At 66.0% G+C, this 18258-nt stretch carries 17 protein-coding genes; 8 read left to right on the top strand and 9 right to left on the bottom strand.

Annotated features, from left to right (window positions below; all coding sequences use genetic code 11):
* The first annotated feature begins 122 nt into the window (after positions 1-122).
* The 3 genes from ACWIEX_RS22775 to ACWIEX_RS22765 all read left to right on the top strand — a co-directional run bounded on the left by ACWIEX_RS22775 (position 123) and on the right by ACWIEX_RS22765 (position 2906).
* Positions 123-971 carry a LolA family protein gene (locus ACWIEX_RS22775; RefSeq protein WP_454035206.1) on the top strand — a complete coding sequence of 283 codons (849 nt, stop codon included), beginning with the start codon at positions 123-125 and terminating at the stop codon, positions 969-971.
* An 82-nt stretch (positions 972-1053) separates the two neighbouring features.
* Positions 1054-1869, top strand: a complete 816-nt coding sequence (gene xth, locus ACWIEX_RS22770; RefSeq protein WP_454035205.1) for an exodeoxyribonuclease III — start codon at positions 1054-1056, stop codon at positions 1867-1869.
* A 119-nt stretch (positions 1870-1988) separates the two neighbouring features.
* Positions 1989-2906, top strand: coding sequence for an EamA family transporter (locus ACWIEX_RS22765; protein WP_454035204.1), 918 nt, complete (start codon positions 1989-1991; stop codon positions 2904-2906).
* Between the two features lie 9 nt (positions 2907-2915).
* Here ACWIEX_RS22765 and ACWIEX_RS22760 read toward each other — a convergent pair whose 3' ends face one another.
* Together ACWIEX_RS22760 and ACWIEX_RS22755 are read right to left on the bottom strand one after the other, a co-directional pair.
* Complete coding sequence (locus ACWIEX_RS22760; RefSeq protein WP_454035203.1) at positions 2916-3380, bottom strand: cyclic nucleotide-binding domain-containing protein; 465 nt, start codon at positions 3378-3380, stop codon at positions 2916-2918.
* Positions 3381-3383: 3 nt separating this feature from the next.
* On the bottom strand, positions 3384-4070 hold the full coding sequence (locus ACWIEX_RS22755) for a response regulator transcription factor (protein ID WP_454035202.1): 687 nt from the start codon (positions 4068-4070) through the stop codon (positions 3384-3386).
* 83 nt (positions 4071-4153) lie between these two features.
* Between ACWIEX_RS22755 and ACWIEX_RS22750 the strand changes: the two genes are divergently transcribed.
* Positions 4154-4720 (top strand): L,D-transpeptidase family protein, encoded by a 567-nt coding sequence (locus ACWIEX_RS22750; protein ID WP_454035201.1) that lies wholly within the window; start codon positions 4154-4156, stop codon positions 4718-4720.
* A 104-nt stretch (positions 4721-4824) separates the two neighbouring features.
* Positions 4825-5208 carry a bleomycin resistance protein gene (locus tag ACWIEX_RS22745; RefSeq protein ID WP_454035200.1) on the top strand — a complete coding sequence of 128 codons (384 nt, stop codon included), beginning with the start codon at positions 4825-4827 and terminating at the stop codon, positions 5206-5208.
* A 154-nt stretch (positions 5209-5362) separates the two neighbouring features.
* Here ACWIEX_RS22745 and ACWIEX_RS22740 read toward each other — a convergent pair whose 3' ends face one another.
* Positions 5363-6028 carry a YggS family pyridoxal phosphate-dependent enzyme gene (locus ACWIEX_RS22740; protein ID WP_454035199.1) on the bottom strand — a complete coding sequence of 222 codons (666 nt, stop codon included), beginning with the start codon at positions 6026-6028 and terminating at the stop codon, positions 5363-5365.
* A gap of 153 nt (positions 6029-6181) precedes the next feature.
* Between ACWIEX_RS22740 and leuS the strand changes: the two genes are divergently transcribed.
* From leuS to holA, 3 genes are read left to right on the top strand one after another with little or no spacing between them, the layout of a single operon-like run.
* Positions 6182-8806, top strand: a complete 2625-nt coding sequence (gene leuS, locus ACWIEX_RS22735; protein ID WP_454035198.1) for a leucine--tRNA ligase — start codon at positions 6182-6184, stop codon at positions 8804-8806.
* On the top strand, positions 8793-9326 hold the full coding sequence (locus ACWIEX_RS22730) for an LPS assembly lipoprotein LptE (protein WP_454035197.1): 534 nt from the start codon (positions 8793-8795) through the stop codon (positions 9324-9326). Before leuS ends, ACWIEX_RS22730 begins: the two co-directional genes overlap by 14 nt.
* A gap of 6 nt (positions 9327-9332) precedes the next feature.
* Positions 9333-10361 carry a DNA polymerase III subunit delta gene (gene holA, locus ACWIEX_RS22725; RefSeq protein ID WP_454035196.1) on the top strand — a complete coding sequence of 343 codons (1029 nt, stop codon included), beginning with the start codon at positions 9333-9335 and terminating at the stop codon, positions 10359-10361.
* A gap of 161 nt (positions 10362-10522) precedes the next feature.
* Here holA and ACWIEX_RS22720 read toward each other — a convergent pair whose 3' ends face one another.
* The 6 genes from ACWIEX_RS22720 to rho all read right to left on the bottom strand — a co-directional run bounded on the left by ACWIEX_RS22720 (position 10523) and on the right by rho (position 18105).
* Positions 10523-11404 (bottom strand): ParB/RepB/Spo0J family partition protein, encoded by an 882-nt coding sequence (locus ACWIEX_RS22720; protein WP_454035195.1) that lies wholly within the window; start codon positions 11402-11404, stop codon positions 10523-10525.
* A 31-nt stretch (positions 11405-11435) separates the two neighbouring features.
* Positions 11436-12266, bottom strand: a complete 831-nt coding sequence (locus ACWIEX_RS22715) for a ParA family protein (protein WP_061966672.1) — start codon at positions 12264-12266, stop codon at positions 11436-11438.
* On the bottom strand, positions 12263-12910 hold the full coding sequence (gene rsmG / locus ACWIEX_RS22710) for a 16S rRNA (guanine(527)-N(7))-methyltransferase RsmG (protein WP_454035194.1): 648 nt from the start codon (positions 12908-12910) through the stop codon (positions 12263-12265). The genes ACWIEX_RS22715 and rsmG overlap by 4 nt, the downstream gene beginning before the upstream one ends.
* Complete coding sequence (gene mnmG, locus ACWIEX_RS22705; protein ID WP_454035193.1) at positions 12907-14793, bottom strand: tRNA uridine-5-carboxymethylaminomethyl(34) synthesis enzyme MnmG; 1887 nt, start codon at positions 14791-14793, stop codon at positions 12907-12909. The genes rsmG and mnmG overlap by 4 nt, the downstream gene beginning before the upstream one ends.
* 75 nt (positions 14794-14868) lie before the next feature.
* Positions 14869-16182: a tRNA uridine-5-carboxymethylaminomethyl(34) synthesis GTPase MnmE gene (gene mnmE / locus ACWIEX_RS22700; protein ID WP_454035192.1), complete on the bottom strand. Its 1314-nt coding sequence runs from the start codon at positions 16180-16182 to the stop codon at positions 14869-14871.
* Between the two features lie 657 nt (positions 16183-16839).
* Positions 16840-18105 carry a transcription termination factor Rho gene (rho, locus tag ACWIEX_RS22695; RefSeq protein ID WP_061966668.1) on the bottom strand — a complete coding sequence of 422 codons (1266 nt, stop codon included), beginning with the start codon at positions 18103-18105 and terminating at the stop codon, positions 16840-16842.
* Positions 18106-18258: the final 153 nt, after the last annotated feature.

Genomic DNA, 18258 nt, shown 5'->3' with positions numbered 1-18258 from the left:
AACCTCCGCAGTAGACCAGACGTTGGAATAGGCAGATGAGGTCCGCAACGGCCTCGACTCCCGCACCAGCGATCGCTCAGGCTTTCGGCAGGAATGGCCGTGGCACAAGGAATGGAGCAGCCTTGCTCGACAGATTGACCCCGACCGTTCGGGCTTCGGTCCTGCTGACGACGATCGTCGGCTGCGCGCTGGCGGCCGCCCCGCTGGCGGCCCAGCCGCTTCAGCTTCAGCCGCCGAAGCCCGCTGCGGCGAAGCCGGCGGCACCGCGCCTCGTGCTGCCGCCGCCCCGTCCTCCGGGGCTCGGCCAGGGGCGTAGCGCCGCGACGGAAGCCCCTGCGGTTCAGGCTGCGGCATCGAACGCGCCCGCGGCCGCGGCCCCTGCAGCCGAGGCGGCCAAGCCGGCAGCCACGCCCGCCAAGAGCAAGCAGGCTCCTCCCGCGACGCAGGAAGAGGCCGTCGAGCGGCTCAACGCCTATCTCAACAGCTTCACCACCTTGCAGGGCAACTTCATCCAGCACGCTTCCAACGGGCGGCGCTTGGAGGGGCGCATCTATATCCAGCGGCCCGGCAAGATGCGCTTCGAATACGAGCCGCCGACGACCACGGAGGTGATCGCGGACGGCACTTCGGTCGCCATCCGCGACAAGCGCCTCGCGACGCAGGACATCTACTCGATCGGCCAGACGCCACTGAAGTTCCTCGTGCGCGAGAAGATGGACCTGGCGCGCGAAGGCACGCTCAAGGGTGCCAGCGTCGACGGCGACCTGCTCACGGTCCGGCTGGAGGACCGCTCGACGCTGGGCGGCACCTCCAAGATCACGCTGAAGTTCGACCTCGTCGCCAACGAGCTCAGGCAATGGGTCGTGGTCGACCCGCAGGGCTACGAGACGTCGATCTCGCTCTACAATCTCGACACCCGCCGCCGGCCCGATCCGCAGAATTTCGTGATCGACTACCAGCGCAAGCTCTGACGGCGCCCGGCAAGCCGAAAACGGCTTGCCTTTTGGGCCCGGGCGACCCAGTTTCCGGCCTCCTCACTGCCGGAATCCTCGCGTGCAACTCACCGTCACCAGCTGGAACATCAATTCCGTCCGCCTGCGCATCGGCATGGTCGGCGAGTACCTCGCCACCTACGCCCCTGACGTGCTCTGCCTGCAGGAGACCAAGACGCCGGACGAGCAGTTCCCGGCCAAGGCCTTCCACCAGTTCGGCTATGTCCACCAGGCCTTCATCGGCCAGAAGGGCTATAACGGCGTCGCCATCGTCTCGAAGCTGCCCTTCAGCGAGAAGGACGCCATGTCGATGTGCGGCCGCAACGACGCCAGGCATATGACGGTGACGCTCGACAAGGCGGCCGGTGCCGCAGCCGGCATCGCCATCCATAACTTCTACATCCCGGCGGGCGGCGACATCCCCGATCCCGAGAAGAACGACAAATTCGCCCACAAGCTCGCCTTTCTCGACGAGATCGGCACCTGGGGCATGACCAGGAAGCCGACCGACCGGCCGGCGATCCTGCTCGGCGATCTCAACATCGCGCCCTACGAGCATGACGTCTGGAGCCACAAGCAGCTCCTCGACGTCGTCAGCCACACCCCCATCGAGACGACGACGCTGGAGAAGCTGCGTAGCGAACTGGGCTGGACCGACGCGGCGCGCACGCTGCGGCCCGAGCCCGAAAAGCTCTATTCCTGGTGGAGCTACCGCGCGCAGGACTGGGCAGCCTCGAACAAGGGCCGCCGGCTCGACCATATCTGGCTCTCGGACGCCCTGAAGCCGACGCTGCGCGACCTCACCTTCCTGCGCGAGGCTCGCGGCTGGGAGCGCCCCTCCGACCATGTCCCGGTCACGGTGTCGCTGGAACTCTGAGGGGCTCCCGCCGCGGCTTTCCATGTCGCGCGGGCCCCTCAGCCATGCCGGCCCGCCCTAACGACCGGGCCGTTCCGCATGTTACTGGCCTTCGCGAAACGTCAGGCGAAGCCAGTCCCGTGCAGCCAGCTCTCCCCACATCGCTCTCGTTCCGCGACGCGCTGCTCACGCTGGCCGTGATGGTCGTCTGGGGCACGAATTTCGTCGTCATCCATATCGGCGTCGCGCATTTCCCGCCGCTGCTCTTCGCGGCCCTGCGCTTCACCTTCGCGCTCCTGCCGGCGGTGTTCTTCCTCAAGCGCCCGGATGCGCCCTGGGGCAAGCTCGCCGCCTATGGCGTGCTGATCGGCGCCGGCCAGTTCGGCCTGCTGTTCTTCGCGATCAAGGGTTCTATCGCGCCGGGGCTGGCCTCGCTGGTGGTACAGTCGCAGCCCTTCTTCACGATCCTGCTGGCGGCGGCGATCACGCATGAGCGCGTGCAGCCCTTCCAGATCGCCGGCCTCCTCCTCGCCGGTGTCGGAATCGGCGTCATCCTCTGGCACACCGACGGCTCGACCACGCCGCTCGGCATCATCCTGGTGCTCGGCGCGGCCGTTTGCTGGGCAGCCGGCAACATCGTCGCGCGCAGCACGCCCAAGGTCGACATGCTCGCCTATGTCGTCTGGACCAGCCTGTTCGCGATCCCGCCGCTGGTCACCCTGTCCCTGATGATCGAGGGCTGGCCGGCGATCCGCGATGGCCTCACCCATGCTCCCGCCGTCGCCTGGGCCGCCGCGATCTGGCAGGCGGTCGGCAATGTGATGTTCGGCTATGCCGTCTGGGGCTGGCTGCTCTCGCGCTATGCCGCCGCCACCGTCGCGCCGACGGCTTTGCTTGTGCCAGTCTTCGGCATGGGCGCCGCGGCGATCTGGCTCGGCGAGCCCCTGCCCGGCTGGAAGTTCATTGCAGCCGCGCTCGTCATGTCCGGGCTGTGCATCAACATCCTCTGGCCGCGCTTCGCCGCGATCCGCGCCGCCCGGCATCCACCCTCGTCCTGAGCGGCCGCCTTACTTCCGGTCGATCGCGTTCAGCGCGTCTTGGACGGCCGAGAGCTCACCAACGAAGCCCTGCAACCGAGCCCCGATCGCAGCCGCGATCGCCTCGGCCGAATCAGGCGACTCCCCGAGCACGCGCCGCATCACGCTGCGCGGCAGCCGCATCACCTGCGTCGGCTCGCGCGCGATCGCCGTGACCTGGCGCGGCACGGAGGTGAACAGAGCAAGCTCGCCGATCATCGCACCGGCGCCGACGACCTCGCTCGCGGGCTGCCCATCATCCTGCACAGTCAGCGCAACCACCCCGGAAACCACCAGCACCGCCCCGTCCGAGGGCTCGCCGGCCCGGAACAGGACGTCCCCGGCGCGCAATATCCGGCTTTCGGCGGCGAAGGCGAGCAATCTCAGTGCATCGCGTTCCATCAGGCTCAGCAGCGGCTGCCGGGCCAGCAGGGCCATGTCCTCGTCGAGCGCCATGCGTCAGGGATTCAGCCGGTAACCGCCGGCATCGGTGACCAGCAGCCGGGCATTGCCGGGATCCGGCTCGATCTTCTGGCGCAGCCGGTAGATATGGGTTTCGAGCGTATGGGTGGTCACCTGGCTGTTATAGCCCCAGACCTCCTGCAGAAGCACCTCCCGCGCGATCGGCTTGCGGCCGGCGCGGTAGAGGAAGCGCAGGATCGCCGTTTCCTTCTCGGTCAGCTTGGTCTTGGAGCCCTTCTCGCTGACGAGCAGCTTCGATCCCGGGTGAAACGTATAGGGGCCAACTTGAAAAATGGCGTCCTCGCTCGCCTCGTGCTGACGCAGATGCGCGCGGATGCGCGCCAGCAGCACCGCGAACTTGAACGGCTTGACCACATAGTCGTTGGCGCCGGCCTCGAGCCCGAGCACGGTATCGGCATCGGACCCTTGCGCAGTCAGCATCACGACGGGACTCTTGAAGCCGTTCTTGCGCATCACCTTGACGGCTTCGCGCCCGTCCATGTCGGGCAGGCCGACATCCATCACGGCAAGGTCGACGCGCTCGCCCTGCACGGCCTTGATCGCCGCCGTCGCGTTCTCGGCGGTCGACAGCCGGAACTCCTCGTAGAGGGAGAGCTGCTCGGACAATGTGTCGCGCAGGGTCTGGTCGTCATCGACCAGCAGAATATGATGGACGGCGGACATGAATGGGGTTCGCTCGCACGCAGGGATTGCGGCAACATGAGCCTGCTGAGTCGTCATCGCAAGTGAGGCCGCCTGGAATTCCCGTGAGAAACCGCTTCGATCACCGCGCCGCTCCGCATGGCGGACCGCGCAATCTCACCTCGCTGCGCGTCTTCGCCTCGGTCCATGACCGGCGCAAGGGCTTCCTCATTGCCGGTCGCGCGGTCTTTCCCTGCGCGCTCGGCCGCTCTGGAATCGGTACCGTGAAGCGCGAGGGCGATGGCCGCACGCCGCGCACAAATCTGCCGCTGCGCGGCGTTTTCTACCGGGCCGACCGCTTGCCTCGCCCTCGCACGCTCCTGCCGTTAAAGCGGATCGGGCCGCGCGACGCCTGGTGCGACGACCAGAAAGATCGCCGTTACAACCGCCTGATCGACCGCCCGCCTGGCGAGGCCGAGGAGCGCCTGCAGCGCGACGATCATCTCTATGATGTGATCGTCGAGCTCGGCTGGAACGACCGGCCGGTGCAGCGCGGACACGGCAGCGCGATCTTCTGGCATCTCGCCCGTGCCGGCTTCACCCCAACGGCCGGCTGCGTCGCCGTCGAGGGCCATGTCTTCGCCAAGCTGCTGCCTCGGCTGGCGCGCCGTTGCCGGATCGTGGTGAAGTGAGCTAGGAGAGACGCGGGCACCGTCTCGATCATATCTTCGGATCAGGCAGCTGCGCTCCCGGGCACCGTCCCGCGACGCGGCGCCATCCCAGCCAGAGATTTGCGATGACTGATTCGGTTTCCTCGTTCCGCTTCGGGCGGATCGCCGCCATGCTGCCTGTCGCCGACATGGCCCGCGCCTGCGACTTCTATGTCGGCGCCCTCGGCTTCCAAAAAACCTTCGAGAACGGCAATCCCGTTGGCTTCATGATCCTGAAGCGCGATGCGGCCGAACTGCACCTGACGCTCCAGCCAGGCCACAGGCCTGCGCCCTTCAACGTCGCGCATATGATGGTCGAGGATATCGACGCCGTGCACGCCGTGATCCGCGCGCGCGGCCTGCGCATCGTCAAGGGCCTGCGCGACAAGGATTACGGCCTGCGCGCCTTCGTCTTCGAGGACCCGGACGGCAACCGCATCGATGTCGGCGAGCCGCTGAAGCCGGCTTGAAACGCGCTGTCATCCCGTGCGCGCTGCGGCGCGTAGTGCCGCTGCGCAGATACGGGACCGCGTGACGAGAAGGCACCTTTTTCGGAGGACGGTCCCGTGTCTGCGCAGCAGCGTTTCACGCTGCGGCGCGCACGGGATGACACCTTGGTTGACCTTACCCCCTCGCGCCGAAAATCGCGCTGCCGACGCGCACATAGGTCGCGCCGAGTTGAATCGCGGCCTCGTAATCGGCGCTCATGCCCATCGACAAGCCCTTGAGCCCGTTGCGGGCAGCGATCTTGGCGAGCAGGCCGAAATGCGGCGAGGGCGGCTCGTCCGCCGGCGGAATGCACATCAGCCCCTCGATCGCGAGACCGTGAACCTCGCGGCAGCGGGCGATGAAGGCATCCGTCTCGGCGGGCATAACCCCGCCCTTCTGCGCTTCCTCGCCGGTATTGACCTGGACGAAGAGTCGCGGGGTCTTGCCCACCCGCGCGATCTCGCGTGCCAGCTCCTTCGCCAGGCTCTCGCGGTCGAGCGACTGGATGACGTCGAAGAGCTCGACCGCCTCGCGCGCCTTGTTGGATTGCAGCGGGCCGATCATGTGCAGCTCGGCGTCCGGGAAGCGTTCCTTCAGAGCCGGCCACTTCGCCTTGGCTTCCTGCACGTAATTTTCGCCGAAGACGCGCTGGCCGGCCTCGATCACCTCGATGATCTGCTCGGCCGGCTTGGTCTTGGAGACCGCGACCAGCGCGACTGAGCCAGCTTCACGCCCGAAATCGCGCTCGGTGCGGCCGATCGCCGCCCGAATCTCAGCCAAACGCGTAACCGTATCGCTCATCTGCCAGCCTCTCATGCCGTGGGCGCCGTTGACCGCGTGCGCGCAATGGTGTCCTAGAGCAGGTTGCAAGATTCCGACATCCGGTTTTTGCATTCAGCCCCTGCGCCGGCCTGCCTCCGGGAGCCGGCAAACCCGCAAGAATTGCCTGCTGACATGGCCGTCGAACGCTACAATCCGAAAGAGTCCGAGCCGAAATGGCGCACCGTCTGGGAAGAGCGCAAGCTTTTCGAGACGAGGAACGACGACACGCGGCCGAGCTACTACGTCCTCGAGATGTTTCCCTATCCGTCGGGCCGCATCCATATGGGCCATGTCCGCAACTACGCGATGGGCGACGTCGTCGCGCGCTACAAGCGCGCCAAGGGCTTTTCGGTGCTGCACCCGATGGGCTGGGACGCCTTCGGCCTGCCGGCCGAGAACGCCGCCAAGCAGAAGAAGGTCCATCCGCGCGAGTGGACCTACGAGAACATCGCGACCATGCGCAAGCAGCTCAAGTCGATGGGCCTGTCGCTCGACTGGAGCCGTGAGCTCGCGACCTGCGACCCCAGCTACTATCGCCACCAGCAGAAGATGTTCCTGGACTTCCTCAAGGCCGGGCTGGTCGATCGCAAGACCGCCAAGGTGAACTGGGACCCGGTCGACGAGACCGTGCTGGCGAACGAGCAGGTCATCGACGGCCGCGGCTGGCGCTCCGGTGCCGTGGTCGAAATCCGTGAACTGACCCAGTGGTTCTTCAAGATCACCGAATACGGCCAGGAGCTGCATGACGCTCTGGAAGGCCTGACCCGCTGGCCCGAAAAGGTCCGGCTGATGCAGAAGAACTGGATCGGCCGCTCGGAAGGCCTGCTGGTTCGTTTCGCTCTCGAATCGAATGGCGCCGGGCAGGACGAGGTCGAGGTCTACACGACCCGCCCCGACACGCTGTTCGGTGCGAAGTTCGTCGCCATCGCGCCCGATCACCCGATCGCCAGGTCGATTGCGGCGAAGAGCCCGTCGCTGCAGGCCTTCGTCGACGAATGCAAGCGCACTGGCACGGCGCAGGAAGCGATCGACAAGGCCGAGAAGCTTGGCTTCGACACCGGCCTGCGCGCTATCCATCCGCTCGACCCGAACTGGACGCTGCCGGTCTATGTCGCGAACTTCGTCCTGATGGAATACGGCACCGGCGCCATCTTCGGCTGCCCGGCGCATGACCAGCGCGACCTCGACTTCGTCAACAAATACGGCCTCGGCAATATCCCGGTCGTCGCGCCCGAAGGCACCGATCCCGCCGGCTTCGTCATCACAGACACCGCCTATGATGGCGACGGCCGCATGATCAATTCCCGCTTCCTCGACGGACTGACCATCGCGGAAGCCAAGGAGGAGGTTGCCCGCCGTCTCGAAGGCGAAACCCGCGGCAACCGCCCGGTCGGCCAGCGCAAGGTCAATTTCCGCCTGCGCGACTGGGGCATCTCGCGCCAGCGCTACTGGGGCTGCCCGATCCCGGTCATCCATTGTTCCGCCTGCGGAACGGTGCCGGTCCCGGATGCGGATCTCCCCGTGCAGCTGCCGGACGATGTCTCCTTCGAGAAGCCGGGCAACCCGCTCGACCATCACCCGACCTGGAAGCATGTCGCCTGCCCGCAATGCGGCAAGGACGCCCGTCGCGAGACGGACACGATGGACACCTTCGTCGATTCCTCCTGGTATTTCGCCCGCTTCACCGATCCGTGGCGCACCGAGAGCCCGACCGACCGCAAGGCGGTGGATCGCTTCCTGCCGGTCGACCAGTATATCGGCGGCGTCGAGCACGCGATCCTGCACCTGCTCTATTCGCGCTTCTTCACCCGCGCGATGAAGAAGACCGGCCATGCCGGGCTCGACGAGCCTTTCGCCGGCCTGTTCACGCAAGGCATGGTCGTGCACGAGACGTATCGTGCCGCCAACGGTGATTGGGTCGAGCCGGGCAATGTCCGCATCGAGGTCGCCGGCAGCGACCGGCGCGGCTTCGACGTCGACACGGGCGCTCCGATCGAAATCGGCTCGATCGAGAAGATGTCGAAGTCCAAGAAGAACGTCGTGGACCCCGACGACATCATCGCCTCCTACGGCGCCGATACCGCCCGCTGGTTCATGCTCTCGGATTCGCCGCCGGATCGCGATGTGATCTGGACGGACGAGGGCGTCCAGGGCGCCGCCCGCTTCGTCCAGCGTCTCTGGCGCATGGTTGCGGAGATCGCCGAGCGCACCGGCGGCCATGCCGACCGGCCCGCCGCGATCGGCGACGGCGCGCTGGCGCTGCGCAAGGCGAGCCATCGCGCGCTCGACGCGGTCGGCGCCGATATCGAGCGCCTCGGCTTCAACCGCTGCGTCGCACATATCTACACGCTGACCAACGCCATCGGTAAGGCGCTGGACGGTGCGGCCGAGAAGCCCGAGCTCGATGCCGATATCGCCTTCGCGCTCCTTGAGGCTGCCACGATCATCACCCAGCTTGTCGCGCCGATGATGCCGCACCTGGCCGAGGAATGCTGGCAGGCGCTGGGCCTGCAGGGCCTCGCCGGCGAGGCATCCTGGCCAGAGGTCGATCCCGCGCTGCTGAAGGACGATAGCATCACGCTGCCGGTCCAGCTCAACGGCAAGAAGCGGGCGGAAGTGACCGTGGCCGCCGATGCGGATACAGTGGCGGTCGAAGCGGTCGTGCGGGCCAGCGACGCCGTTCAGCGGGCCCTTGAGGGGCGGCCGATCCGCAAGATCATCGTGGTTCCCGGGAGAATCGTGAATGTCGTCGTCTGAAGCCGCCCGCCCCCGCCACGTCCTGCTGGCGGCCGTGCTGTCGATCGCGGCCCTTGCCGGCGGCTGCTTCCAGCCGCTCTATTCCGACTACACCACCAGTACGATGGGCGTCAGCGTCAAGACGGCGCTGCGCGGCATCGAGATCCCCGAGATCAAGGGCCTGATCGGCCATTATTTCCGCAACGAGCTGGTCTTCGAGCTCGACGGCGGCGGCGAGCCGGATACGCAGAAGACTGCGAAGCTCGAAGCGGCGGTCACCGAATCCGTCGAGGTCGTTACCGTCGACTACGCCAATGGCCGCGCCGATTCGGCCGTCCTCGTGGCGACCGCGACCTGGAAGCTCACCCGGAACGGCACCGCCGAGGTCCTCGCCTCGGGCACGAACTCTGTCCGCGTTCCCTATGAGCGTTCCTCGCAGCGCTTCGCCACCGTGCGGGCAGCGCGCGATGCACAGGTTCGCGCGGCGAAGAACCTCGCCACCATCGTCCGGGGCCAGATCGCCGCCGACCTCACCTCCTGACGCGCCATGGTTGCGATCAAGGCGCACGAGGCCGAGCGCAGCCTCGCACGACTCGATCCCGCCTGGCGGCTGATCCTGATCTACGGCCCCGATGCCGGCCTTGTCTCGGAACGTGCGGCAGGCCTCGCCCGGGCCAGCGTCGACGACCCGCAGGACGCTTTCCAGCTCGTCAGGATGGATGGCGACGCGATCGCCTCCGACCCGCTCAAGCTCGCTGACGAAGCCAACACGATCGGCCTTTTCGGCGGCCGTCGCGCCATCCGCGTGTCGCCGACATCCAAGCCCCTTCTCGCCGCTCTTGAGCCGCTGCTGGCGACACCGTCACAGGATGCGCTCGTCATCGTCGAGGCCGGCGATCTGCAGCGCAACAATCCCATCCGCACCGCCTGCGAGAAGGCAAAGACGGCACTCGCCGTGCCCTGTTACGGCGATGCAGCGCGCGACCTCGGCTCGATCATCGACGACATGGTCCGGGGGGCCGGCAAGTCGATCGACCGGACGACGCGCGATCACCTGACTGGGCTGCTCGGCGGCGACCGCCAGACCTCGCGCCGCGAGATCGAGAAGCTGCTGCTCTATGTCGGCACGGACCCGGCCGTTCGGGTCGAGCATGTCGATGCCATCGTCGGCGACACCGCCCAGCGCGAGCAGGCCATGCTTGTCGATGCGGTTTTCGCGGGAAAGCTGCCGGTGCTCGACCTCGCCCAGGCCAAGCTCAGCAGCGAGGGGCTGGACCCCGGCGTGATGCTCGGCGCCGTGCTGCGGCAGGCCATCACGCTTCTGAAGGCGCGCCAGAGCATCGATGGCGGGCGCGGCGTCAGAGATGTCGTCGCGACGATGCGCCTGCCCTATCCGCGTGTCGCGACCACAGAAGCCGCGCTGAACGCCTGGTCCAGCGCAAAACTGAGCGAGGCCATCGGCCATCTGGGCAATGCCGTGCTGGCGACACGACAGAATGCCGAGATGGGTCGGGCCATCGCAACCCGCGCCCTCTGGACGCTGGCCCGGCTCGGGCGAGCCGGGCGAAGTGATTGAAAGGCGGCCTCGACCATCCCGCACCCGTCATTGCGAGCGTAGCGAAGCAATCCAGGGGGACTAGATGAGATCTTCCACCCAGTCCCCTCCTGGATTGCGTCGTCGCTTCGCTCCTCGCAATGACGGTATAGCGCGGGGGAATCAGCCCGAGTTGCCCTCGGTCAGGACTTCAGGCGATGGCAGAGCGCGTCGAGCTGTTCGAGCGTCTTGTAGCCGATCTTGACCTCGCCCGCGCCGTTCGCCCGATGCCCGATCGAGACGGACAGGCCGAGCGCCTCCTCCAACGCTTTTTCCAGGGCCCGCGTATCCGGGTCCTTCACGGCCTTCGGCTTGCTCGCCACGGCGCTCTTGGTCTCGCCGCGCGCCTCTTCCTGCACGATGCGCTCGATATCGCGAACGCTCAGGCCGTCATCGATGATCTTCTGCGCCATGAATTCCGGATCGGAAACGGACAGAAGCGCACGGGCATGGCCTGCCGACACCGCGCCCTCGCTGACCAGCTTGCGCACCGGCTCCGGCAGTTTCGACAGGCGCAGGGTATTGGCGACATGGCTGCGGCTCTTGCCGATGACGCGGGCCAGATCGTTCTGCGTATAATTGAATTCGGCGATCAGCCGCTCATAGCCGGCCGCTTCCTCGATCGCGTTGAGATCCGTGCGCTGCACGTTCTCGACGATGGCGATCTCAAGCGCCTCGCGATCATCGGCTTCGACCAGGATGACCGGAACATCGTGCAATTCCGCCCGCTGCGCCGCACGCCAGCGGCGCTCGCCGGCGATGATCTCGTAGGCGTCCATCATTCCGGGAATGGAACGAACGATGATGGGCTGCAGAATACCGCGCTCGCGGATCGAGGCCGTCAGATCATCGAGATCCACTTCCACGAAATTCCGGCGCGGATTGCGGGCGCTCGGCCGCAGAAATTCGACGGGAACGCGGCGCTGCCCACGCGCCCGCTCGATCGCCCCGATCTCGTCGCCGACATCGCCGATCAGCGCCGCCAGACCGCGGCCAAGGCGGGAACGCCCCTGTTCTTCGGCCATTGCCATCCTCATCAACCTCTAACTTGCAAACTCAGGCCGCGGCCCTCAAGGCGCGCTCGCGCTTGATCACTTCCGAAGCCAGTCGCAGATAGGCCTGCGATCCCGAGCAGCGCAGATCGTAGAGCAGCGCCGGCTTGCCATAGGACGGCGCCTCGGAGATCCGCACATTGCGGGGAATCACAGTCTCATAGACCTTGTCGCCCAGGAAGCTCTTCACATCCGCCATCACCTGACCCGACAGGTTGTTGCGGGGGTCGAACATCGTCAGCACGACACCCTGGATGATCAGGCGCGGATTGAGGCCGGCCTTGACCTGTTCAACCGTCTTGAGCAGCTGGCTCAGGCCTTCCAGCGCGAAGAACTCGCATTGCAGCGGCACCAGCACCGCGTCCGAAGCCGTCATTGCATTGATGGTGATCAAGCTGAGCGAGGGCGGGCAATCGATCAGGATATAGGTCAGGTCCTGGCAGCGCTGGTCATAGACCAGCTCGTCGATCGCATTCTTGAGTCGATGCGCGCGGTCCTTGGAGGAGGCGATCTCGAGTTCGACGCCGAGCAGATCGAGCGTCGAGGGTGCCAGCGACAAGCCCGGAACCGCCGTCGGCTGCAAAGCCTGCCCCAGCCCGACATCGCCGCAGAGCACATCATAGGTCGAGGATTTGCGGTTGCGGCGGTCGACGCCAAGCCCGGTCGAAGCGTTTCCCTGCGGATCGAGATCGACGATCAGCACCTTCTCGCCGATGGCGGCCAGGGCCGTGCCAAGATTGATCGCCGTCGTCGTCTTGCCGACACCGCCCTTCTGATTCGCAAGCGCGATCACGCGCGGGCGGCGCGGTGTCGTCACGGATGTGAGCTCAGTCATGGATCGGCTCGTCTCTCCGCCGAGCGCACCACCAGGATTCGCGCGGCATCGTCAGTCACGGAGGAAACCGTTGTCGCCTGAATCTTCCAATATCTGGCTGAGTCGGTCAATTCCGCATCTAGATGTTGTCCCTTGGGAAAGAGACCGAGCGTGCCGGTTCTCAACAGCTCATCGCACCAGCCGAGCAAATGGGGCAGGGGGGCCAGCGCGCGGGCCGTCACCACGTCGACCTTGCCAGTGAAATCGCCGATCACATCTTCGATACGGGACGCATGGACCTTGACCGGAGCGCCGGTGATGCGGGCGGCATGGCGCAGAAACGCACATTTCCGGGCGTTGCTCTCGACCAGGTCGATCTGGCCCTTGCCCTGCTCAGCCAGGCAGATCCCGATCACCAGCCCCGGAAAACCGCCGCCAGATCCGAGATCGAGCCAGCGCTCGCGCCCCTCGGCCAATCCGAAGATCTGCAGCGAATCCGCGATATGCCGCGTCCAGACCTCGGCGAGCGTCGCCGAGGAGACGAGGTTCTTCGCAGCTTGCCAGCGTCCCAGCTCGGCCACCAGAAGCGCCAGGCGCTCCTCTGTTTCACGTGAAACAGGCGTCAAGCGCAAAGCGCGCTGCCTGTCGTCTTTATCAACAGTCACGTCGGGCCTGTGGAAAACGCAGCGGCACGGCCCTTCCGGGCATGGACCGCCAGCAGGGTCAGGGCGGCCGGCGTCATCCCCTCGATCCGGCCTGCCTGGGCCAGGTCGGCAGGGCGCTGGGCCGCCAGCTTGAGCTTCAGTTCGTTCGACAGACCCGAGATCGCATCGAGGTCGAGATCGGCCGGGACCTTCAGGGACTGGTCGCGGCGGTAGGCCTGGATCTCCGCCGCCTGCCGGTCGAGATAGACGGAATAGACGGCGTCCGCCGTCACCCTAGCCGCGACCGGAGCGGCGTATTCCGTCAGCTCCGGCCAGACCGAGGATAGCTTCTCGAACGTGACATCCGGATAGGACAGGATCTGATAGGCGCTGCGCCGCGCCCCATCGTGATTGAGTTGCAGGCCGACAGCTTGCGCCTGCTGCGGTGTCAGCGAGAGGCCTTTCAGTGTCTCCCGCAGTGCCGCGATGTCCCGGTTGCGCACTTCAAAAGCCGACTGCCGGGGCGCCCCGACGATGCCAAGCTGCAAGCCTATCGGCGTCAATCGCTCATCGGCATTGTCGACCCGCAAAGACAGGCGGAACTCTGCCCGCGAGGTGAACATTCGATACGGCTCCGTAACGCCATGCGTCACGAGATCGTCGACGAGCACGCCGATATAGGACTGGGTCCGATCGAACACCGCCGGCTCCGCTCCACTGGCCCTGCGCGCCGCATTGAGGCCGGCCAGCAAGCCCTGCGCACCAGCTTCCTCATAGCCTGTCGTGCCATTGATCTGGCCGGCCAGGAACAGCCCCGCGATCGCTCGCGTCTCCAGCGTGTTCTTCAAGGCGCGCGGGTCGACGAAATCATACTCGATCGCATAGCCCGGCCGCAGCATCACGGCCCGTTCGAGGCCGGGAATCGTCTTCAGCAGGTCGCGCTGGACGTCTTCGGGCAGCGAAGTCGAAATGCCGTTCGGATAGACCGTATCGTCGTCGAGCCCCTCGGGTTCGAGGAAGATCTGATGGCCGTCGCGGTCCCCGAAGCGCCCGACCTTGTCCTCGATCGACGGGCAATAGCGCGGCCCCCGCCCCTCGATCTGGCCGGAGAACATCGGTGCGCGATGCAGATTGGCCCGGATGAGATCGTGGCTCGCCAGCGTCGTGCGGGTGATCCCGCATGAAATCTGCGGATTGGTGATCGCGGTCGTCAGCGCCGAAAACGGCTCGGGCGGCTCATCACCAGGCTGCATCTCGAGCGCAGCCCAATCGATGCTGCGCCCGTCGAGGCGGGGCGGCGTCCCGGTCTTCAGGCGCCCGAGCGGAAAGCCATGGCGCTCCAGCGTCGCGGAAAGGCCGAGCGAAGGCGCCTCATCGGCGCGCCCGGCCGGAATCCGCTTTTCGCCGATATGGATCAGGCCGCGCAGAAAGGTGCCGGTCGTCAGCACGACCGTTCCGGTTGCGAATCGACGGCCATCCGCCAGAACGACCCCGGAAACGCGGCCAGCTTCGACCTCGACGTCGAAAACCTCGCCGGCGACGATGTAGAGATTGGGTTGCGCTGCCAGCAGATCCTGGACGGCCTGGCGATAGAGCTTCCGGTCGGCCTGGGCTCGCGGCCCCCGTACTGCCGGGCCCTTCCGGCGATTGAGCATGCGGAACTGGATACCGCCGCGATCAGCCGCGCGGGCCATGATGCCATCGAGCGCGTCGATCTCGCGGACGAGATGCCCCTTGCCGAGCCCGCCGATGGCGGGATTGCAGGACATGACGCCGATGGTTTCCGGCTTGTGCGTCACCAGGGCCGTGCGCGCACCATAGCGCGCCGCAGACGCCGCGGCTTCGGCTCCGGCATGGCCGCCGCCGACGACGATCACGTCGTAATGCTGCCGATAAATTGACATGCGATTTCGCTAGCGAAGCCCGGCGGGCGGGTCAACGACAATCGCGGAAAGGGCAGGCCGATCCCGGCCGCCGCCTCACTTTCCGATGCAGAATCCCGCGAAAAGCCTGTCGAGCACGTCCTCGACGCCGATCCGGCCGACCAATCGCTCGAGCGCGACGACGGCAACCCGGATATCCTCCGCCAGCAATTCTCCCTGTCCGTGGCCCGCGGTCACCGCTTGCTCTAGCGCCGCAACCGCGTCGATGACGGCCATGCGATGGCGTTCGCGGGTCAGGAGAGCCGGCTCGCCCGGTCCGAGCCGCTGAAGACGTGCGACGACCTCGGCAAGGAGATCCGTCAAGCCCGCGCCGGTCTTGACCGAAATCGCCCGTTCCCCGGGCAGGACCAGCCCGGGAAGGTCGGCTTTCGTAGCGATGTGAAGCAATTCGGCCGTACTTTCGACTCGATACGGCTCCGAATCGACTCCGCGCAGCGCGAGAACGAGGTCGGCCCGTGCGACGAGCGCCCGGGCGCGCCGGACACCTTCGGCCTCGATCGGATCGGCGCTGTCGCGCAGGCCCGCGGTATCGATCAGGATGACCGGCAGCCCCGCCAGGTCCAGCCGCACCTCCAGGATGTCGCGCGTCGTTCCCGCGATCGGCGAGACAATCGCGACCTCACGGCGGGCCAATGCATTGAGGAGGCTGGACTTGCCGGCATTGGGCGGCCCGGCCAGCACCAAGACGAAGCCTTCGCGGACACGCTCGCCCATGGCGAAGCTGCCCAGCGCCGCGCGCAAGGAGGCCAGCACTTCTCCCGCCAGCGCGAGCGCCTGCTGTTGCAGCGGGCCGGAGACGTCGCCCTCGTCGGAGAAATCCAGCTCGGCCGCGAGCAGGCTCATGGCGTCGATCAGCGAATGGCGCCAGCTTGTGGCGAAGCCGCTCAAGGCCCCGTCCATCTGGCGCAACGCCTGCCGGCGCTGCCATTCCGTTTCCGAATCGATCAGGTCCGCCAGACCCTCGACCGCAGCAAGATCGAGCTTCCCTGCTTCGAAGGCCCGCCGCGTGAACTCTCCGGCTTCGGCCAGCCTCACACCCGGCAATGCGGTCAGAACGGCAAGGAGACGCGCCAGGACAGCGCGCGAACCATGGACGTGGAACTCGGCGACGTCCTCACCGGTAAAGCTGGCAGGGGCAGCGAAGAACAGCACGAGCGCGCTATCGATCGTCTCGCCTGCGGCATCAACCAGCCTTCGCAGGGTCGCGACGCGGGGTTCGGGTATGATCCCTGCAATCGTTTCGAGAACGAATCGAGTCCAGTTTCCAGACACGCGGATCACCGCCACTCCGGCTTTGCCCGGCGCCGATGACAGGGCCACGATGGTGGGATAGGCGTCCGCGCCCGTCATGCTTGTCGAGTTCCTCCGTGAGCCCCGCGACTGCAGCCGTCATGAACGAGGCCCTCGCCAACATCAAGTCAACCGCGAAGCAGACAGGACCTCACCTCCCGATCGGCCGACAGAAGCTGGGCTCGTCAACACGAAGCGCTCTCGAAGCTGTGTCGACCCGGATCTAACGCCCGAGATCGCGGCACTACCTGGCACTACCGGTACTTTCCAACCACTCGGCACTACCACAGCAGCAAACGGCTCCATTCGAGCAAAATTTAATATTTTCAACGGGCTAAGCCGGATCAGCGAATCGGCGGCAGAGAGGGGTCACGCAGGTAGTGCCGCTTCACACTGCCCGTGTACCACCGGCGCGAGCGGCCGAAGAGCCGAGTCCGGTGAGCGTGCACGGTTTGCTGCGCGAGACACGGCAGGCCGCCGTTTCGCTGCCGAATCGATGATGGGAGCCGGGCCGGATCCCACCCGATGCTCGACGTCGCCCATCGATACAAGGCAGCCGCGCTGCGGCGGTCCCGGGCGAAGTCTCACGCAGCTTACGAAGTGACCGGAAATCCGGGCGCTGGGTTGCGGTTGCTCCGAAAACAATTTCGCCGCCGCACGACCCCGGCGGGATCGATACGGCGGCGAATCGAACGCCGAAACCCGTCGTGCGGACGGTCAGGTATTCATCGAATCGAAGAATTCCGAGTTCTGCTTGGTCTGGCGCAGCTTGTCCAACAGGAACTCGATCGCATCCTGCGGGCCCATCGGGTTGAGGATGCGGCGCAGCACGTAGGTCTTCTGCAGATCCGAGCGCGGCGTGATGAGCTCTTCCTTGCGGGTGCCGGACTTGATGATGTCGATCGCCGGGAAGATGCGCTTGTCGGCCACCTTGCGGTCGAGAATGATCTCGGAATTGCCGGTGCCCTTGAACTCTTCGAAGATCACTTCGTCCATGCGCGATCCCGTATCGATCAGCGCAGTCGCGACGATGGTCAGCGAGCCGCCTTCCTCGATATTGCGGGCCGCACCGAAGAAGCGCTTGGGGCGCTGCAGGGCGTTGGCGTCGACACCACCGGTCAGGACCTTGCCGGAAGACGGCACCACGGTGTTGTAGGCGCGGCCGAGGCGGGTGATCGAGTCCAGCAGGATCACGACGTCACGGCCGTGCTCGACCAGGCGCTTGGCCTTCTCGATCACCATCTCTGCGACCTGAACGTGGCGGGAGGCCGGCTCGTCGAAGGTCGAGGAGACGACCTCGCCCTTCACCGAGCGCTGCATGTCCGTGACTTCTTCCGGCCGCTCGTCGATCAGCAGCACGATCAGATAGCACTCGGGATGATTGGTGGTGATCGACTGGGCGATGTTCTGGAGCAGCACCGTCTTGCCGGTGCGCGGCGGCGCGACGATCAGCGCACGCTGACCCTTGCCGATCGGCGCGACGATGTCGATGACCCGCGGCGAGAAATCCTTCTTGGTCGGATCCTGCACTTCGAGCTTCAGGCGCTCGTCCGGATAGAGCGGCGTCAGGTTGTCGAAATGGATCTTGTGCTTGATCTTCTCCGGGTCCTCGAAATTGACCGAGTTGACCTTGAGCAGGGCGAAATAGCGCTCGCCATCCTTCGGCCCGCGGATCGGCCCTTCGACGGTGTCGCCGGTGCGCAGGCCGAATTTCCGGAGCTGCGACGGCGAAACGTAGATGTCGTCTGGTCCTGGCAGATAGTTCGAATCGGACGAGCGCAGGAAGCCGAAGCCGTCCTGCAGGACCTCGACGACGCCCTCGCCCAGGATCTCGGTCTCTCGCGCCGCAAGCTGCTTCAGGATGGCGAACATCAGCTCCTGCTTGCGCATGGTGCTGGCGTTCTCGACCTCGACTTCCTCGGCGAACGCCAGGAGTTCGGTCGGCGACTTGCTCTTGAGCTCTTGAAGCTTGATTTCCCGCATGGGGCACCCGGATCATGAACGCCCTGCGAACCGGCAGGGGTTGGGACGGTACTGGATTGATCGACTTATCGGTCCTGGCCGGACCTGCGCTTGGGTTGCGCGACATGAGCTGCTGCTAGGGCAGGCGGCTCATGAACAGTCGACAACAAGGGA

It is taken from the genome of Allobosea sp. NPDC055353, from assembly GCF_053644975.1.
The sequence above is the reverse complement of the archived record's forward strand: the minus strand, read 5'-3'. Positions and strand labels throughout refer to the sequence as shown.